The sequence below is a fragment of the Desulfovibrio sp. SGI.169 genome (genome assembly GCF_050313595.1).
Classification (GTDB): domain Bacteria; phylum Desulfobacterota; class Desulfovibrionia; order Desulfovibrionales; family Desulfovibrionaceae; genus Desulfovibrio.
Genome location: NZ_JBNPLS010000004.1, coordinates 110,149 through 128,378, shown reverse-complemented (window position 1 = coordinate 128,378; position 18,230 = coordinate 110,149). Strand labels below are relative to the sequence as shown.

16 protein-coding genes are annotated in these 18,230 nt (G+C 61.0%); 4 read left to right on the top strand and 12 right to left on the bottom strand.

The window, feature by feature from the left end:
• Positions 1 to 350 precede the first annotated feature (350 nt).
• On the top strand, positions 351 to 941 hold the full coding sequence (locus ACQRA4_RS03710; protein ID WP_427821736.1) for a MerR family transcriptional regulator: 591 nt from the start codon (positions 351 to 353) through the stop codon (positions 939 to 941).
• Between the two features lie 227 nt (positions 942 to 1,168).
• On the opposite strand, the gene ACQRA4_RS03705 is transcribed toward ACQRA4_RS03710, so the two are convergent.
• On the bottom strand, positions 1,169 to 1,978 hold the full coding sequence (locus ACQRA4_RS03705; protein ID WP_427821735.1) for a DsbA family protein: 810 nt from the start codon (positions 1,976 to 1,978) through the stop codon (positions 1,169 to 1,171).
• Between the two features lie 41 nt (positions 1,979 to 2,019).
• Positions 2,020 to 2,421 carry a response regulator gene (locus ACQRA4_RS03700; protein ID WP_427821734.1) on the bottom strand — a complete coding sequence of 134 codons (402 nt, stop codon included), beginning with the start codon at positions 2,419 to 2,421 and terminating at the stop codon, positions 2,020 to 2,022.
• 867 nt (positions 2,422 to 3,288) lie between these two features.
• On the opposite strand from ACQRA4_RS03700, the gene ACQRA4_RS03695 reads away from it, so the two are divergent.
• Entirely contained in the window at positions 3,289 to 4,077 is a 789-nt protein-coding gene (locus tag ACQRA4_RS03695; RefSeq protein WP_427821733.1) for a ParA family protein, read from the top strand.
• A 10-nt stretch (positions 4,078 to 4,087) separates the two neighbouring features.
• On the opposite strand, the gene ACQRA4_RS03690 is transcribed toward ACQRA4_RS03695, so the two are convergent.
• Positions 4,088 to 4,489: a hypothetical protein gene (locus tag ACQRA4_RS03690; RefSeq protein WP_427821732.1), complete on the bottom strand. Its 402-nt coding sequence runs from the start codon at positions 4,487 to 4,489 to the stop codon at positions 4,088 to 4,090.
• A 37-nt stretch (positions 4,490 to 4,526) separates the two neighbouring features.
• Between ACQRA4_RS03690 and ACQRA4_RS03685 the strand changes: the two genes are divergently transcribed.
• Positions 4,527 to 4,991 (top strand): hypothetical protein, encoded by a 465-nt coding sequence (locus ACQRA4_RS03685; protein WP_427821731.1) that lies wholly within the window; start codon positions 4,527 to 4,529, stop codon positions 4,989 to 4,991.
• Between the two features lie 72 nt (positions 4,992 to 5,063).
• On the top strand, positions 5,064 to 5,993 hold the full coding sequence (locus tag ACQRA4_RS03680; protein WP_427821730.1) for a ParB/RepB/Spo0J family partition protein: 930 nt from the start codon (positions 5,064 to 5,066) through the stop codon (positions 5,991 to 5,993).
• Between the two features lie 254 nt (positions 5,994 to 6,247).
• Here ACQRA4_RS03680 and ACQRA4_RS03675 read toward each other — a convergent pair whose 3' ends face one another.
• The 9 genes from ACQRA4_RS03675 to gyrA form a co-directional block, all read right to left on the bottom strand.
• A complete protein-coding gene (locus ACQRA4_RS03675; RefSeq protein ID WP_427821729.1) occupies positions 6,248 to 7,666 on the bottom strand; it encodes a transcription antitermination factor NusB in 1,419 nt (472 codons plus the stop codon).
• Positions 7,663 to 8,496: a DUF116 domain-containing protein gene (locus tag ACQRA4_RS03670; protein WP_427821728.1), complete on the bottom strand. Its 834-nt coding sequence runs from the start codon at positions 8,494 to 8,496 to the stop codon at positions 7,663 to 7,665. The genes ACQRA4_RS03675 and ACQRA4_RS03670 overlap by 4 nt, the downstream gene beginning before the upstream one ends.
• A 153-nt stretch (positions 8,497 to 8,649) precedes the next feature.
• Positions 8,650 to 9,642 carry a methionyl-tRNA formyltransferase gene (gene fmt, locus ACQRA4_RS03665; RefSeq protein ID WP_427821727.1) on the bottom strand — a complete coding sequence of 331 codons (993 nt, stop codon included), beginning with the start codon at positions 9,640 to 9,642 and terminating at the stop codon, positions 8,650 to 8,652.
• On the bottom strand, positions 9,615 to 10,133 hold the full coding sequence (def, locus tag ACQRA4_RS03660) for a peptide deformylase (protein ID WP_427821726.1): 519 nt from the start codon (positions 10,131 to 10,133) through the stop codon (positions 9,615 to 9,617). Before def ends, fmt begins: the two co-directional genes overlap by 28 nt.
• 14 nt (positions 10,134 to 10,147) lie before the next feature.
• Positions 10,148 to 12,004, bottom strand: coding sequence for an aspartate--tRNA ligase (gene aspS / locus ACQRA4_RS03655; protein WP_427821725.1), 1,857 nt, complete (start codon positions 12,002 to 12,004; stop codon positions 10,148 to 10,150).
• The gene (hisS, locus tag ACQRA4_RS03650) at positions 11,997 to 13,253 is read right to left on the bottom strand and encodes a histidine--tRNA ligase (protein ID WP_427821724.1); all 1,257 of its coding nucleotides are present in this window, start codon (positions 13,251 to 13,253) and stop codon (positions 11,997 to 11,999) included. The genes aspS and hisS overlap by 8 nt, the downstream gene beginning before the upstream one ends.
• A 177-nt stretch (positions 13,254 to 13,430) precedes the next feature.
• Positions 13,431 to 14,831, bottom strand: coding sequence for an amidophosphoribosyltransferase (gene purF, locus ACQRA4_RS03645; RefSeq protein WP_427821723.1), 1,401 nt, complete (start codon positions 14,829 to 14,831; stop codon positions 13,431 to 13,433).
• Positions 14,832 to 14,835: 4 nt separating this feature from the next.
• Entirely contained in the window at positions 14,836 to 15,636 is an 801-nt protein-coding gene (locus ACQRA4_RS03640; RefSeq protein ID WP_427821722.1) for a tetratricopeptide repeat protein, read from the bottom strand.
• Positions 15,629 to 18,184 (bottom strand): DNA gyrase subunit A, encoded by a 2,556-nt coding sequence (gene gyrA, locus ACQRA4_RS03635; RefSeq protein ID WP_427821721.1) that lies wholly within the window; start codon positions 18,182 to 18,184, stop codon positions 15,629 to 15,631. The genes ACQRA4_RS03640 and gyrA overlap by 8 nt, the downstream gene beginning before the upstream one ends.
• Positions 18,185 to 18,230 lie beyond the last annotated feature (46 nt).

Genomic DNA, 18,230 nt, shown 5'->3' with positions numbered 1-18,230 from the left:
GTTCCCGCCCAGCCCTTTTCGCAAGTGCGCAGCTTGCTATCATGGATTGTTTGACGTATGTCTGAAAAACAGGGCAAGAGATGTCGCGTTTGCCGCAATTACGCTTAGCGCGCATGGTTTTGGCGCTTTCTTTTGGGCGCGTTTTGCATGCGCAAGGGCAATGTGCATGCGGTCATGGGCACGGGCCAGCAACGATGCGCCGCCCACAGGCGAAGCGCGGGCCACAACAGATACGGGGCACAAACGCATACGGGCGGCTTGAGCGCTGAAAATGCTTTGTTTTCAGCGGGAAATCGCTTTATGACATTTCCTCTCGACAGCACTGCTGCGATACGCTTGGAGGAGGCGGCATGGCGCACACGGCATCCCGAACTGAGGGCCTTCTGAGCCTTGCGGATATTTCCCGTCATTTTTCCCTGCCTGAATCCACAACCCGCTATTACTGCAAACGCTTCGCGGCTTTTATTCCCAGCGTGGGGGAAGGCCGCCGCCGGCGCTACCGGCCGGAAACGCTGGATGTGATCGCCGCCATTCTGGAACAGATGCAGATATCGCGCACGGCGGCCGCTGTGGAAAACACCCTGCAAGCGCGCTTTCCCCGCAACGCGCTTGCCGTTCCCGAACCCGAAACCTGTCTGGCCCGCCAGCTGGATACCCCTGTTGCGGATCTGCTGCCAGCGGCGGCACTGCAGTTTCTGGAGCGCCAAACCCAGGCGCTGGAAAGCATTGCCCAGCTTATGCGCGTGGTAATTGAGCGTCTGCCGCAAGCCGAGGCGGCGACGGGCGCGACCGCTGAAAACCAGCAATTGCGTAATGATGTGGAAAAGCTGCGCGTTCTGCTGCACGCTTCGGAAAAAACGCAACAGGCTGATCTGGATCAGTTGCGCGCCTGGATGACCAGAGTAATCCAGAGGCGGGACAAAACCGCGCCGGCGGACTGACCGCGCTTCTGCCGGCGTATTGCCGTACCGCTATTTTCCGCCATGGCGGAGGGGCGCGGCCTCAAGGCCGGCCCCTCGCGCAAGGTTCATGGCCCCGCAAGATCAGACGCAGCCTGATCTTCTTTTGAGAGGGCGGCAATCCGCAATTTGCGAAAAACCTCAGCCACGCCGGCTACGCCGCCGCAAAAACCTTACGGCTTTGCGACGTCTGCCTGCAAAAGCGAACGCTACCTGTCGCCCTGCTTGAGAGACATGTCCACCGCGCTCCTGAACAAATCCAGAGGCAACGCGCCGCGCACCACCAAATTGTTGACCAGAAAGTACGGCGTGCCTTCCACGCCCAGTTTTTGCGCGTCCTGCTGATCCTCCGCCAGAATATCGCTGACCTTCTTGCCGCGCACGTCACGCGCCAGACGCTTCATATCCACATCCAGATCGCGCGCGGTCTTTTTCAGAAATTCCTCGCCTTCGCTCACCAGCCGGTCCCGGTCGGCAAACAGGATTTTGTAAAACTTCCAGGCCTTTTCCTCACTCTGCTGCGAAACAGCCGCAAAGTAGGCCGCCGCCTGCCCGCCCTGCCCCTTGTCGTCAAGGGGCAGATGCTTGAATACCAGGCTGATGTCCTTGCCGTATTCCTTCAAAAGCGCATCCACGGTTCTGGAGGCCTGCTGGCAGAAGTGACAGGTAAAATCAGAAAAGGCCACAATGCGCACCCTGGCCTTGGCCGGGCCCAGGATCGGGCGGCCCTCCAGACGCACGTTTTTGGGCGTTTTCATATCTTCACGCCACTGCGCTTCCAAATTGCGTTTACGACGCATATTGGACCCCTGCTGGGCGATGTCAAGCACGGCCTCGCTATTGCGGCGCAATACGTCCAGCACAATATCGGGATGTTCACGCAGGGCTTTTTCCAGCAGCCTCGGCAGGGCCTCTTCCGTAACCTGGGCCGCCGCGCGGGGCGCGCCGCCCGGCAGGCAAAGCCCTCCCAACAGCGCCAGCGCGCTCAGCACAAAAAGCCTTTTAGCGAAAGTATTCATATGTTCCTCATGACTGTTGCAAAAGTTCATGGGCCGCTTTTTCAGCGGTCTGTGCTTTCATTGCCGTATTCCAGACTGCTTTGCATGGCGGCATCTTCAATCTTGAAGAGCAGTTCCTCAAAATCCACTGGCTTCATCAGATAACCGAACGCCCCCTGCGTCATGGCCTGAACCGCCAGTTGCATATCGGCATGACCAGAGAGCAGTATGGTCTGCGTCTTCGGCCAGCGCTCGGCAATCCGCAGCAAAGCGCTCATGCCGTCCAGCACCGGCATTTTGACGTCCATCACCACAATGGGAAAAAACTCTCTCTCCATTGCCTCCACGGCTTCCTGGCCATTGGCGGCCCTGCCGCAGGAATATCCCCGACGCTCCAGGCGTTTTGCCAATATCCGGGTGACGTCTTCCTCATCATCCACAAGCAGGATGCGTGTCCCACACATAGTCTCTCCCGATCAAGTGCTGCATTGCATACGACGCTTTGCATTTTTATCCAGATTTCAGTCATCCGACAAGACGCCTCGGCCATCTTCGGACGGCATGCTGGCATCTTTTTCTTGAAAATGCGAGTTTGCCAATGCGCGCCCGCGCGCAACCTGTCGGCCATGCAACCGCGCGACGACTGCGTGGCGGCTGTCAGCCCGCGCTGCCGACAGGCCATTGTCAGCAATGAACAAGTTCCGGGTTAAGCCCCATTAGGCTCAGACCTTATAAAAAAGATGTCATGTGTTTTTGTTTGTCGGTAAGAAAGGCTATTTTTCCGCCTGTCGTCCGAAACGCAGCGAAGGGCGGGCGACTGTCGCCACAAAAATTCCCGAAAGTAAGAATTTTCACGCTGGCAAGGAAAGGGACGGTTTTGGGAGGGAGTGTGCTCATGCGCATGACCGGCAAAAATAGCGCAGTAACGCGGACAGCGTGGAAAAGGCGTTTTTGACGGAGAATCGTGGCCCCCCCTAACCAACAACGCTAGTAGGGCCTGACTCTGAAAATATTGCGTTATTTTTTCTGCTGATACGAAAAATCTTTCCACCGCCCGCCGCAGCAAGGCGGGGCGACTGTCGCCGCGGCAACTTTGAAAATTCGCTGACCGTTGCCGCGCCAGCGGCTTGCCTGAGCCTTTCACGGCGAAGCCGTATTGGGAAAGAGCGCTTGCATCTTGACGCTTCTGCCCGCCTCTTTTACAACCAACACTACATGACGGCACGGCGCTTTCACGCAAATTGTTTCATGTGAAACACTCAAAAACGCCGCTCATTTTCACAGCGCACACATCAGCCGTTCAGCTACGCAGAAGGAAGCGGAGGTCACTCATGGCGCGCATTATTTCCATTGCCAACCAAAAAGGCGGCGTCGGCAAGACAACCACGGCCATCAATCTTTCCGCGGCGCTGGCCGTCATGGAAAAAAAAGTGCTGCTGGTTGATTGCGACCCGCAGGCCAACAGCACCAGCGGCCTTGGCCTGAATCAGGAAGCACTGAACGGCGATCTGTACAGCACCTTTTACTCTCCAGACAATGTACAGCAAAGCATTGCCAAAAGTCGCACTCCTTTTCTGGATATTCTGCCGGCCAGCACCAGCCTTGTCGCCGTGGAGCTTGAGCTTGTGGACAAGATGGCGCGCGAGTTTTATCTGGCGGAATGCCTCAAACGGGTCAGCAACGATTATGAATACATTATTCTGGACTGCCCCCCCTCTCTGGGTCTGCTGACGCTCAACGCTCTTTGCGCGGCCACGGAACTGCTCATTCCCCTGCAGTGCGAATTTTTTGCTCTGGAAGGCATCGTCAAACTGCTCCAGACCTATGAACAGATAAAAAAACGGCTTAATCCCGATCTCGCGCTGCTTGGCGTGGTGCTCACCATGTACGACATCCGCAACAGACTTACACGCGAAGTAAAAAATGAAGTGCGCCGCTGCTTCCCGGATCACCTGTTTGAAACGGTCATACCCCGCAATGTGCGCCTTTCGGAAGCGCCCAGCCACGGAAAATCCATCATCCATTACGACATAAAATCCAAGGGCGCGGAAGCATATCTGGGCCTCGCCAAGGAGGTGGTGCTGCGGCGGCCTTCCAAAAAGGGCGCCGTGCTGCGCTGATGCCCGGCGCTCAGGGCCTGGGCGCGGTATGTTCCACCGTCACATGGTCATGAAAATGCTTTTGCCGGATTGTGGCGCCGCAGGCGCGACAATGAAAAACCAGCAAGCCGCCCAGATTGGCGTTAGACAGGCGGAAAGGATGCGCGGGGTCCTCACGCCAGTCTTGCGTGGCCGCTCCGCAATGCGGGCAATGCACAGCCGGACTGTAGAAATAACGAAAATCCCAGTAGCGCAGAAACTCTTCAAACGCCGCAAGTGGTTCAGCCGGCTCTTCAGAAACCCCCTCCATGAGGGCATCCAGCGCCGGGCGGGCCAGAGGCTCGATTTTTCGCCAGATATCCCAGGGTATCTGCACAGCCAGAACATGGTTGCGGGCATCGGTAAGATACAACAGTTGCGACGAATCTGACATAAACTTTCCTTCAGTTGAAAACCATGATGAAAGCAAGGTGGCGCTCGCGGTGGGCGGCTCAGTTTTGGGAATGCCGGGGCATTCCGCGGTTGAAACAGTCCGCGCCTTATCCGCTATCCGCGCGCTGCCTTTGTCACGCGGAAAACGCGTTTTTCGCTTGCCGGCGCTTCAGACAAGCGCGAACGCGCGGGCGAATGCCGCGCGAAAAGGGCGCGGCAAGCACAATCGGCAATACTGCGTCAACTTTCGCCAAGACATGCGCCCGGCGCTTTTCGCGCCGTACCGACCGCGCCTCTTGCGAGGAATGGAGATCACCAAAGCGCATGCAATGCGTCACGCGACATTTTGCCCGCGAAGTTTCAATCTGCGCAGGCAAACAAGCCGCCCGGAGCGCAAGGCGCAAACAAATTGCGCTCGCGCGCCGCTCGTGTTGTTACAGGCCAATGAACACCTTCAAGGCGTACATGCCCTGAACAGCGCTTCCAAACAAGAGCGCCGCTGAAACTCAGCCTGGAGCAGCGTGCCGCGCGACAGGGGCAGTTGTCAAGGCGCGGGCCACACACAAGGAGAAGACATGAACAACGCAAACAAGGGGCTGGGACGGGGCCTGGATGCGCTCTTCGGCGGGTCTGAACCGCAACGCGAAATCAATGGCGACATCAGCCTGCTGCCGCTTACGGCATTGCGGCCCAACCCAGACCAGCCACGCAGGCATTTTGACCCTGAAAGGCTGCGGGAACTGGCCGACTCCATCAAAGCCCAGGGCATTATTCAGCCGCTGCTGGTACGCCCCCAGAGCGACGGCAGCACCTACCAGATTGTGGCGGGCGAGCGCCGCTGGCGCGCCGCGCGCCTGGCCGGCCTGGCTCAGGTGCCGGTTTTTGTGCGCCAGTTGAGCGACAAGGAGGTTATGGCCGCCGCCCTGATCGAAAATCTGCAACGCGAAGACCTCAACCCCATCGAAGAGGCGTTGGCCCTGCAAGCTCTGCGCGACACGCTGGAGCTGACCCAGGAGGAACTGGCCGCGCGCCTGGGCAAAAGCCGTCCGGCCATCGCCAATGCCCTGCGCCTGCTGCAACTGAGCCAGGCCGCGCGCGACGACCTGCGCGCCGGCAACATCAGCCCCGGCCATGCGCGCTGCCTGCTGGGCGTGGCCGACGCCGCCGCCGCCGAGAGCCTGCGCCAGCGCATTATCAGCCACGCGCTGACCGTGCGCGAGGCCGAAGAAGCCGCAAGCTTCTGGCGCGAAAGCCGCCTCCTGCCCTGGCAGGCTAAAAATGCCCCGGCGGACGAAGCCCGCGCCGAAAACACGCCGCGTGCCCGCGCGGGGCGTAAAAAAAGCCCGCGGATACTCAGTTTGCAGGAAAATCTCAGCCAGACTCTGACCTGCAAGGCGCTGGTCAGCGGCAATGAGCAAAAGGGAAAAATTACCCTGAGCTACGCCAGCGCCGAGGAATTGCGAACGCTGCTGACGCGTTTGGGCGTGAGCCTGCCCCAAGCCTGAGCGGCGCAAGCTTCAGGGGCGAGCCCATAAAAGGCCGGTGGATGAACAACGCGTTTCACGACAGCGCGTTAGAGCATTTCGCTCATGGAATGCCCTGCGGGGTCGAATGGAGGCGCGAAACCTGCGGGTCAGAACATGGGATTCTGGCCGGCAGATATTTTCAAAGGCAGATTTTTCGCTCGCCCCCGAAGCGCGGCGAAGGGCGGGGCAACACAAGCAGCCCCTGACAAACAGCGCAGTAAGAGGGTCTGACTCTACATCCGGCGCAACAAGGCCCCGTACATGCCTTCCAGCCAGGGATGGGCGTGGGGGGTCTGCCACTGGCGCAACAAGGCCAGTTCTGGCCGCGAGCGCAAAAGGCGGGCCACGGCCTGTTCATTTTCCGCGGGGTTCAGGGTGCAGGTGATATAGGCCAGCTCGCGTCCCGGCCGCAACAGGCCGCCAAGCCTGTTCAGCAGGCGACTCTGCAAGTCCGCAAGCTGCTCCGCATCAGCCGGAGCCCGTCTGGACGCTCTGCGGATGTCAGGCCGTCTGGAGAGCACGCCCAGGCCGCTGCAAGGCGCATCCAGAAGAATATGGCCGCTCCAGCCGCGCAGGGGCGGTGCGCACGCATCCGCCAGACAGACCGCCGGAACCGGCAGCCCAAGACTCCGGCACATATCAGGAAGATGGCGCAAGCGCGGCCAGGCGCGGTCTGTGCTCAGGGCCACATCCGCGCCCTGTTCCAGCAGGGCCGCGCTCTTGCCGCCAAAACCGGCGCAAGCGTCCCAGATTCGCCCCTGCCAGCGGCTCAGACCCAGCTCTTCGAGCACCAGTTGCGATCCCGCGGACTGAAAGGAAAGCGCCCCGCTCCGCCGCCAGTGATCCACGCTGACGCCCAGCGCTTCGGCGGGCAGCGCCCCGGGCGCGAAGGCGATACCCCACGAACCGACAGGCTGAGCGCGTTCATTTTGCGCAAGGGCGCACAGGGCGGCGCGCAAGTCAGCGGCAAGCGGATGACGGGCATTGACCCGCAAGGCGATCCAGGGCCGGGCGGAAGAGCGCCGCATCAGCAGGCGCGTATTCTCCTCGCCATAAGCCGCAAGCCAGATGTCCACAAACCACCGGGGCAGACTGTAATAGCGGCAAAGCCCCTCCCATGCGTCGCAAGGCTTTTGCCCCGCTTCGGCATAAAATTCGGGGCTGTCCACAGCGGAGCCGAAACGCTGGATGGAGCGCAACGCGCCGTTGGCCACCCGCGCCAGAGAACGGCCAAACAGGCGTTGCGCCTGCTCCACCGCGCCGTGCACGGCCGCATGATCGGGCACCCGCTCCTGAAACAGCAGGGCATATGCCCCCAGTTCAAGAATATGCAGAAGGAGGATCGGCAGCCGCTCCGGCCGGGGCAGCACCCGACCCAAAAGACAGCCGATGCGGATTTCAGCGCGTAAAACGCCGTAGACCAGTTCGGAACAAAGATGACGCTCCCGCGGGGTCAGTTCCGCCTCCCTCACCGGCCCGTCCGCACGCCCGCCATCCAGCGCGGCGGTCAAGGCCTCCTGCGCGCTCAAACCCGCGTCTGTCAGCAAAAGGGCGTGCAGAGCGGCCGTGCGGCCGTCGCGCGGCAGTTTTTTCAGAAGCCGCGGGAAGTGGGCCCCACTCCGTTCTGTCAAAACGGGCCTGCCTCCGCTCACGCCCGTCCCCCGCGTTCCGCTTTCGCAGCCGGTTCCGCAAGGCCGAGGAAAAGGCGAATGCCCTCTTCCAGAGCCGGCAGGGGAGCAATAGTATCCAGACAAGGCCCGCAAGGGCGCTGGTTAAGCACACCGAAAACCGGCAGGGGATAACTGTCCTGAATGCCGGAAGTCAGATCACGCTCACAGGCCACGGCCAAAATGCAGCGCGGACGGGTCTGAATCACAATGCGATGGGCAATGGTGCCGCCCGTGGCAATGGCGAACTGGATGCCGTAACGGTCGCGCAGATTCAGAAGCTCGCCCACCTGACATTTTCCGCAACGCGCGCAAGAATCCGCCCCATGCCGCAGGCGGCGAGGGCAGCCGCTGTTCTGCACGCAATGCGGCAAGAGCAGCAGCACGTCGCGCGGCGCCACAGGCCGGCGCGCCGCCAGCACAAGCTCGTTATTCACCTTGATGAAAGAGCGCCGCACCTTGTCGCGATCAATGCCCACGGCCTTGGCCAGCAACTCCATCAGCGGAAAGAACAGACGGATGATCACATGCCGCACGCCGCCCATGCCAGGCAGCAATATGCCCGTATAGATGTGAAAGACCAGGCTGAGGCAAAGCCAGGCCAGAACCGCAATGCCCAATCCGCCCATTGCCATGCTGAGCGGCGGCAGCCAGCGCAGTCCGCCCCTCAAATCAGACCAGGGCAGAATGAGAAAAAAGCAGAGCCCCAGGCACAGCAGAGCGCAAGAAGCCAGCATCAGACCGATGAATATCCGCTTGCGACCGCCGCCGTATTGCTCTGGCGGCAAAGAGTAGGGAGATTTGCGCAGGAACATGCCGCCTCGGTAAAAAAAGCCCTGACGCTTTCAGCTCTGAAACTGCGCAAAAAAGGGCTTCTGACGGTTTCAGGCGCGCCAGCCGAAGCACGACCCGGAAAATGGAAAAAAGTCTTATATCGCCCGCTGTCACAGCCCCGCGCGGAAGCCGGATCAGCATAGCGGCGCAACGCGTCCGCAAATGCCCTCAGCCAGGCCGCGCAAGCGCCCGTTAATGAAATCCCGCACAGGCATATCCCTGCGGCCTTGCGGTCGCACAAAAGAAAGCCTGTACCAGCGGTCGGCGCAAGCCACGCTCAGACCGCCGGCGTCGTGCCGCACATCGCCGGGCTTCGCGCATTCAACGCGCTCCCCCAGTTCTCCGGGAGCAAGCAGAAGAGGTAGCGCCTGCGCCTCGCCTGTCAGGGCAAAGACCGCGCGCGCGCCGGGCCAGGGCGTCACGCCGCGAATGCGGGCATGCACCTCGGCAGCCGGACGCTCCCAATCAATGCAGCCATCTTCCCTGGTGATCTTGGGCGCGTAGCTTGCGCGCCCTTCATCCTGCGGCCGCGCCACAGCCCGACCGTCCAGCAGATCGTCCAGCACGCGCGGCAGCAGGTCAGCGCCCAGACAGGCCAGGGCATCGTGCAGGCTGCCCGCCGTATGCTCCCCAATGGGCAAAGCCGCGTCAGCATAGACCGGCCCGGCGTCCAGCCGGCTGACCATGCGCATAATGGCGACGCCGCTTTGCGCGTCAGGCTGCCAGTTTTCCATGATGCAGCGCTGAATGGGCGCCGCGCCGCGATAGCGCGGCAAAAGCGAGGCATGCACATTGACCGGGGCCAAGCGCGGCGCTGACAGCACAGCGTCCGGCAAAATAAGGCCATACGCGGCGACAACCAGCACATCCGCCCGCAAGGCGGCCAATTCAGCCTGGGCCTCGGCACTTTTCAGGCTTTGCGGCTGCAAGACCGGCAGGCCCGATTCACGCGCCAGCCGCTTGACCGGGGAAGGCGTCAGCTTGTGCCCGCGCCCAGCGGGGCGGTCCGGCTGCGTGTACACCGCAACAATTTCACCGCGCGGCCATTGCGCAAGCGCCCTGAGGATCACCGCCGCGAAATCCGGCGTGCCCATGAAAACTAGGCGGCATTTTTGCGCTTGAGCCATTTTTTTACCTTGCTGTCATACAGCGTGCGCCGCAGGCGGCTGATCCTGTCAATGAACAGCACGCCGTCCAGATGGTCGGCTTCATGCTGAATCACAATGGCCGGAAAACCCTCCAGCTCTTCCTCAACGCTGTTGCCCTCAATATCTGTGGCCCTGAGCAGGACACGGCTTTTGCGGGTCACGTCCGCCCGGTAGTTCAGAGGCACGGACAGACAGCCCTCCAGCTCACTGAGCACGTCCTCGCCGGAAAGCTCCAGCACGGGGTTGATCAGCACGCGGGGTTGCCTTTTCTCGTCCTTGCCGGCCGGGTCCATGACCAGCATGCGGATATTGCGCCCCACCTGCGGCGCGGCCAGGCCAACACCGGGCGCGTTATACATGGTTTCCAGCATGTCGGCGGCCAGACGGCGAATCTCGTCCGTCACCTCCGCCACGGGCTCGCACGTACGCTTCAGGCGCGGATCAGGATAGGTCACAATATCAAGAAGCATGCCTGAAATTCTCCTTAAACCTGAGCCGCGCCGCCCTGTTTGGCCCCGCCATCGCCGGCGGGCCGCTCGCGCAGGCGCAGGCCCAGTTCGCGCAGTTGCCTGGCCGCCACCGGGGCCGGAGCATCGGTCAGCAGGCAGGTGGCCTTCTGGGTTTTGGGGAAGGCAATGACATCGCGAATGCTGGAGGCCCCGGCCAGCAGCATAACCAGGCGATCCAGGCCGAAAGCCAGACCGCCGTGCGGCGGCGCGCCCTGCTCCAGAGCCTGAATCAGAAAGCCGAACTGGCTTTGCGCCTGTTCAGGGGCAAAGCCCAGCGCCTCAAACATGCGGCGCTGCACATCGCCCGAATGAATGCGAATGGAACCGCCGCCCACTTCATTGCCGTTGAGCACCATGTCATAGGCGCGGGCGCGGGCGCGGGCCGGATCGTCGCGCATCAGTTCCAGATGGCCGGGCGCGGGTGAGGTAAAGGGGTGGTGGCAGGCCACATAGCGTTTTTCCTCCTGGTCATACTCGTAGAGCGGAAAATCCGTGACCCAGAGAAAATTGAAGCTGTTTTGCGGAATAAGCCCGAGTTGCCCGGCCAGATGCACGCGCAGGTTGCCCAGGGCCGCATTGACCATCTCCGGCTCGCCCGCCTGAAAAAACACAATATCGCCCACCTGAAGGTCAAGGGCTTCCGCAATGCCTTTGCGTTCCGTATCGGACAAAAACTTGGCAATGGGCGACTGCCATTCCCCGGCCTTGATTTTGATCCAGGCCAGGCCCTGCGCCCCGTAAATCTTCACAAATTCGGTAAAGGCGTCGATTTCCTTACGGGTCATGGATTCGCCGCCCGGCGCCTTCATGGCCTTGACCAGCCTGGCCTGCGCAAAAAGCTTGAAACCGGAACCGCGCACAATTTCCGTAATATCCTTGAGCTCCATACCAAAGCGCGTGTCAGGCTTGTCCACGCCATAACGCTCCATCGCTTCATCCCAGCGCATGCGCGGGAAGGGCAGGCTGAGTTCCCTGCCCATGACATCCCTGAAGACGCGGGCCATGAGGCCCTCGGCCATGGACATGACCTTTTGCTCATCCACAAAACTCATTTCAATATCCACCTGAGTGAACTCAGGCTGGCGGTCGGCGCGCAAATCCTCATCGCGAAAGCAGCGTACAATCTGAAAATAGCGGTCAAGACCGGAAACCATCAGCAATTGCTTGAAAAGCTGCGGCGACTGCGGCAGGGCATAAAATTCGCCGGGGTTCAGGCGGCTGGGCACCAGAAAATCGCGGGCGCCCTCGGGGGTGGATTTGGTCAGCACCGGCGTTTCCACTTCCACAAAACCGCCCTCGTCCAGATAACGGCGGATGGTCTGGGCGACTTTGTGGCGCAGGCGCAGATTTTCCTGCATGCGCGGCCGGCGCAGATCCAGATAGCGCCAGGCCAGGCGAAGGTTTTCACCCGCTTCGCAACGGTCTTCAATGGGGAAGGGCGGCGTTTTTGAGGTGTTGAGCAGCTTCCATTCATGGACTACCACCTCAATTTCGCCGGTAATCATGGCGCTGTTGACCATGCCTTCAGGCCGGGGGCGCACCTTGCCCCTGACAGCCAGCACATATTCAGAACGCAGAATATGCGCGTTTTCATGAGCCGCCGGGGCGATATCAGGGCTGAAAACCACCTGGGTCAAGCCGTCGCGGTCGCGCAGGTCAACAAATATCAGACCGCCGTGGTCGCGTCGGTACTGCACCCAGCCCATCAGGCAGACATCGGCCTCATCATCGGCCAGAGTCAGCTGCCCGCAGGAGTGACTGCGCCGCCAGTCGCCCAGCTCTTCAACAAATTTCTGATGTTCCTGCTGTATGTCCTGCGTTTGCTCAGTCATTGGCTGTTCCCGTTTGCAGATAAAGGATTGCGTCGGCCTGCGGCAGGCTGCGCTGCTCGCCGCTGTCCAGATGTTTGATGCTCACCTCGCCCCTGGCCGCCTCGTCCGGCCCGATAATCAGACAGCAGCGCGCGCCGGATTTGCCCGCCTGGCGCATCAGGCTTTTGAAGCCCCCCCCGCTGAAATTCATTTCTCCGCGCAGGCCGGCGGCGCGAAGCTTCTGGGCCAGGCCAAAGGCCTGCATGCGGCCGGCCTCTTCCATGCCCAGCAGATAAAAATCAGGCCGTCGCGTCCCGCCATCGCCCAGAAGCAGAGCCAGACGCTCCATGCCGCAGGCAAAGCCCACGCCGGGCACGTCCGGCCCCCCCAGGCTCCGTATCAGACCGTCATACCGGCCGCCGCCGGCCACGGCGGATTGCGCGCCGATGCTTCCGCTTACCACCTCAAAGGTGGTCCGGCAATAATAGTCCAGCCCGCGCACCAGACGGTGATCCAGCTCCAGCGGCAGTTCCTCGGCGCGCAGCATGGTCAGCACGGTTTCAAAATGGGCCTTGCATTCCGGACAGTTGTAATCCGCCAGCCGGGGCGCGCTGTCGGTCAGGGCGCGGCAGCCGGGCTGCTTGCAGTCCAGCACGCGCAGCGGATTGCTCTCCGCACGGCGGGCGCAGTCCGGGCAGAGAGCATGGCGATCCACCCCCCGCAGATAGTCCAGCAATGCTTCCCTGAAGCGCGGGCGGCATTGCGCGCAGCCCAGGGAGTTAAGCTTGAGCGTCAGTTCTCCAAGGCCCAGGGCGCGCAAAAAGCGCATCAGCATGATGATCAGTTCCGCATCGGCCAGAGGGCTCTGCGAGCCCAGACATTCGCAGTTGATCTGGTGGAACTGGCGCATGCGGCCTTTCTGGGGCCGTTCATAGCGGAACATGGGGCCGGTGGTGAACAGACGGCTGACCGCCTCGCGCCTGGCCAGACCCGCCTCGATATAGGCGCGCATGACCCCGGCCGTGGCTTCGGGGCGCAAGGTCAGGGAGCGGCCCTTGCGATCCGGGAAGGTATACATTTCTTTCTGCACCACATCGGTTTCCTCGCCGATGGAGCGCTGAAAGAGCTCGGTAAATTCCAGGAGCGGCGTGCGCAATTCCACAAAACCGTAACGACTGAAAATATCCCGCGCGCAGCCTTCCATGCGGGTGAAATTGTCGCTCCAGGGCGGAAGCATGTCCGCAAAGCCCTTGATGCGTGCAATGCTCATACTGTTCCTCTGCTGATTTCTCGACTCTTGAACGCGTAGCGGCCCTCTATCTTGTCAGCGACGCGGCGTCAAGCCGGGCGGCGCAAAGGCCCCGGGCGACCGCCTGCGCTTTGCCGCGGCGGAGCAAGGGCCGCCGCGCTCAGATAAAATCAGGTGCGTCAGCCCCCCATAAGGGCCCTACCGAACGCCGCAGGCCCCCTCCAGCCGAAACTTCCCGCACTCGTCACAGGGTACGGGATATTCGCCGGTGAAGCAGGCCAGACAATAGCTGTCCGAATGCATAACCGAGCGCAACAGGCCGTCAATGCTCAGATAATGCAGAGAATCCACATCCAGGCGGCTGACGATTTCGGGCAGGCTGCACTGAGCCGCGATGAGCTCGCCGCGCGAGGAAAAGTCGATGCCGTAATGGCAGGGATACTTGACCGGCGGACAGGAAATGCGGATATGCACCTCCCTGGCTCCCAGTTCGCGCAGCTTTTTCACGCGGGTGATCATGGTGGTGCCGCGTACGATGGAGTCATCGACAATACATATTTTCTTGCCTTCTATCATGGCCCGCACCGGATTGATTTTTACCCGCACGCCAAAGTTGCGCATGCTCTGGGTGGGCTGGATGAAGGTGCGCCCCACATAGTGGTTGCGTATCATGGCGTGCTCATAGGGCAGTTCCGCGCACTGGGCGAAGCCCACGGCCGAATATACCCCGGAATCAGGAAAAGGCAGCACAAAATCCACATCCGGCGTGGATTCATGCGCCAGCTGCCAGCCCATCTGCTTGCGGCAGAGATACACCTGTTCGTTGAAAACAAAGGAATCAGGCCGGGCAAAATAAATCAGTTCAAAGATGCACTGGCGCGGTTTTTCGGGCAGCGGGCCGCTCAGGCGCTCACTGCGTTCGCCCCGGGCGTCCACAATAATCATTTCACCCGGCTCCACCGAACGTTCATACTCGGCTTCCAGCAGGTCAAAAGCGCAGGTTTCGGAGGCAAAGACCGGCCTGCCGTCCAGGCGGCCCAGCGCCAGGGGATGAAAGCCGAAGGGATCGCGCACGGCCACCAGGGTTGAACCGGCCAGCACCAGCAGGCAGTACGCGCCGCGCACCTGGGAGCATGCCTCGCGCACGGCGTCTGAAAGATTGTGACGCCGCAGGGACCGCACCAGCAGGTGCACGAAAATTTCCGTGTCATTGCTTGTGAAAAAGATGGCCCCCTCGTTTTCCAGCTTTTCGCGCAATTCTCCGGCATTGACCAGATTGCCGTTGTGCGCCAGGGCGATATCCCGCCCTTTGTAATGGGCCAGAAAAGGCTGGGCGTTGCAACTGGATGAGCGGCCCGTGGTGGAATAGCGCACATGCCCCACGGCGGTGCGGCCGGTGAGAGAACGCAGGCTGCTTTCCGTAAAGATGTCGGGCACCAGCCCCATGCCCTTGTATTCATGCACGCCGTCCGTGTCTCTGGTGACGATGCCCGCGCTTTCCTGGCCCCGGTGCTGCTGGGCATAAAGGCCGAAATACGCCAGACGGGCCGCGTCCTCATGCTCGTAAATGCCAAAAAGACCACATTCGTGCCGAATCATATGCTTATTTCGCCTGTTTCTTCAGTTTATTGCGCAAATGCGCAATGCGATTATCCATAACCGACGGATTGGGATATTCGTCGTGCGCCAGCTCAAATTGTTTCAGGGCTTCCGCGCCCCGGCCCAGCTGCTCCAGGGCATCGCCCAGCAGATAGCCGCTCAGACCCCGCAGGTTCCCGTCCGGCCCGCTGTCCAGAATCTGCTGGCAAAGGTCCGCCACTTCCTGCCAGCGTTCGCGGGCCATATTCTGATCCGCGAGGTCATACATGCACATGATCTTGTCATGGTCCGGCAGAGGCAGGGAAAGACATTGCTGCAAAGTCTCCTCGCCGGCCTCGAAACGCCGCTGGCTGAACTGCGCGGACGCAAGATGGCGGTAACCCTCCACGATTTCCTGCGGCGTCAGCCCGGTCAGGCCTGTATAGGCGCTCCAGGCGTCCGCCGCCCGGTCGTAACGCCGCAGGCTTTCATTAAGGCGGCCCATCCGTTCCAGCACCAGTCTGGCGCGGGCATCGTCATCCGCATATTCCGCCAGCATGACTTCCAGGTACTCCAGAGTGGCGCGCGCTTCCGAATTGGCGGAATTGACCACGGTCAGCAGCTGCTGCCAGGCTTCCCAGCGCTTGTCCGGGCTTTGTTCTTCACGCAGATAGCGCTCCAGCAGGCGTTCGGCCAGGGGCCAGTTGTGTTCGGCCACCGCCGTGCGCGCCGCGCCGAGGTCGTCCGCCAGCAGCGCGTTTTGCTCGCAGCCGGCTGCCAGACAAAGCAGCAGCGCCGCAAGAAAGCGAAACAAAACGCTAGGCATCGCCGCCCGGATCGTTTTCGCCCGCGGAATCGGCGGAATCAGCGCCGGAAGCGCCCGTGAAAGGCTCTTCCTCCGCATCCGGCCCCGCGCCGGGGTCACGCCCGGTCTGGCCGCCCTCGTCCACACGGTCAAAGCCCACCACGCGCCCGCCTTCATCCAGACGCACCAGCATCACGCCCATTGTGGCCCGGCCCTTGCTGCGCACTTCATCCACGCCAATGCGCACAATCTTGTTGGCCGAGGTCAGCAGAATGAGGCCGTCATTATCCCGCACTGGCATGGCGCCCACCACCGGGCCTGTCTTGCCCGTAACCTTGAAATTGATGATGCCCTTGCCGCCGCGCGATTGCAGACGGTAAAGGTCCACCCTGGTGCGCTTGCCGTAGCCGTTGGCCGAGATGGACATTATTTCCGTGGTCTGATCCACATCCTTGAGAATAACTCCGGCCACCACACTGTCCTGACGGCGCAGGGCGATGCCCTTGACGCCCGTGGCCACCCGGCCCATGGGCCGGATGTCCCCGCAGGAAAAGCGAATGGCAAAGCCCTCCGCCGTGGCCAGCACGATATGATTGTCTTCGCGGATGGGCCGCACCATCACCAGTTCGTCGTCTTCGCGCAGGCCCACTGCCATGAGCCCGGTCTTGCGGCAGCGGGCATACAGCGAAGCCGAAGAACGCTTGACCATGCCGCGCCGGGTGACAAAGAGAAAATACTTGTCCTCGGCAAATTCGCGCAGGGCCAGCACGGTGGTGACCCACTCGCCCTCTTCCAGGGGCAACAGATTGTTGATGTGCACGCCCTTGGCCGTGCGGCTGCCCTCAGGCGCCTGATGCGCCTTGAGCTGATGCATGCGCCCCTTGTTGGTGAACAGGCAGAGATATTGATGGTTGGTGGTGGTCAGAAATTCCTGCACATAATCGTCATCCGAGGTGTGCAGGGCCGCGATGCCCTTGCCGCCGCGCTTCTGCTGCTGATAGTTTTCCAGATTGGTGCGCTTCATGTAACCGCGGCGGGAAAGGGTGATGACCACCTCTTCATCCGGGATGAGGTCTTCAATATCGATGCCGGTCAGGGCTTCGGCGAGAATCTCAGTGCGCCTGGGCGTGGCAAAGTTTTCACGGATTTCGCGAACCTCGCGCTTCATCTCGTTGCGCAGCACTTCCGCATTGTCCAGCACGGATTTGTAAAATTCGATTTTTTGCAGAAGCTCCTTGTACTCGGCAAGCAATTCCTCGCGTTGCAGTCCGGTAAGGCGTTGCAGGCGCATATCCAGAATGGCCCGCGCCTGAACTTCTGAGAGCGCGAAAGTCGCCATCAATCCCTGACGGGCTTCGTCGGGATTGGCCGAGGCGCGGATCAAGGCCACCACCTCGTCAATATGGTCAATGGCAATGCGCAGACCTTCCAGAATATGGGCCCTGGCTTCGGCCTTTTCAAGATCGTAGCGCGTGCGGCGGATGACCACCTCGCGCCGGTGATCCACAAAGCAGGACAGGGCGCTCTTCAGGTTGAGCAGCACGGGCCTGTTGTCCACCACGGCCAGCATATTGATGCCGAAGCTGCTTTCCAGGGGCGTGAATTTGTACAGGGCATTGACTACAATATCCGGAATGACGCCGCGCTTGAGGTCAATGACCACACGAATGCCCTTGCGGTCCGACTCGTCGCGCAAATCCGCAATGCCGTCGATTTTGCGATCATTGACCAGGGCCGCGATTTTTTCCACCAGGGCGGACTTGTTCAGGCCATAGGGAATTTCCTTGATGACTATGGCCTGAAGACCCTTCTTGCGCTCTTCGATTTCCACCCGGCCGCGCACTTTCACCGTGCCCCGGCCCGTGTGGTAGGCGTCGCGCAGCCCCTTGCCCGCGTAGACAAAACCGGCGGTGGGAAAATCCGGCCCTTTCACGCATTCCATGAGGTCGTCCACACTGCACTGGGGATTGTCCAGCAGCAGTTGGAGCGCGTCGCAAAGTTCGCCCAGATTATGCGGCGGAATATTGGTGGCCATGCCCACGGCAATGCCCGACGAACCATTGAGCAGCAGGTTGGGCACCTTGGTGGGCATTACCGAAGGTTCCTGCAGGGTATTGTCGTAGTTGGGGCGGAAGTCCACGGTATTTTTGTCCAGATCGGCCAGAAACTCCTGGGCCAGCCGGGACATGCGCACTTCGGTGTAGCGCATGGCCGCCGCCGAGTCGCCGTCAATGGAACCGAAATTGCCCTGGCCGTCCACCAGGGGATCGCGCATGGAAAATTCCTGCGCCATGCGCACCAGGGCGTCATAAACCGCCGAATCGCCGTGCGGGTGGTACTTGCCGATGACGTCGCCCACGATGCGCGCGGACTTTTTGTGCGGTCGGTTGTAATTGTTGGACAGTTCGTACTGGGCGAACATGATCCGCCGGTGCACGGGCTTCAGGCCGTCGCGGGCGTCCGGAATGGCGCGCCCGACAATGACCGAAAGGGAATACTCCAGATAGGACTGGCGGAGTTCTTTTTCTATGCTGATTTGCGGATGCTGTCCGTCTTGCACTTCAGACACGTTGGCCTCACGGGTAGAATATCAGCCATGGCCGCGCGACGCGCGA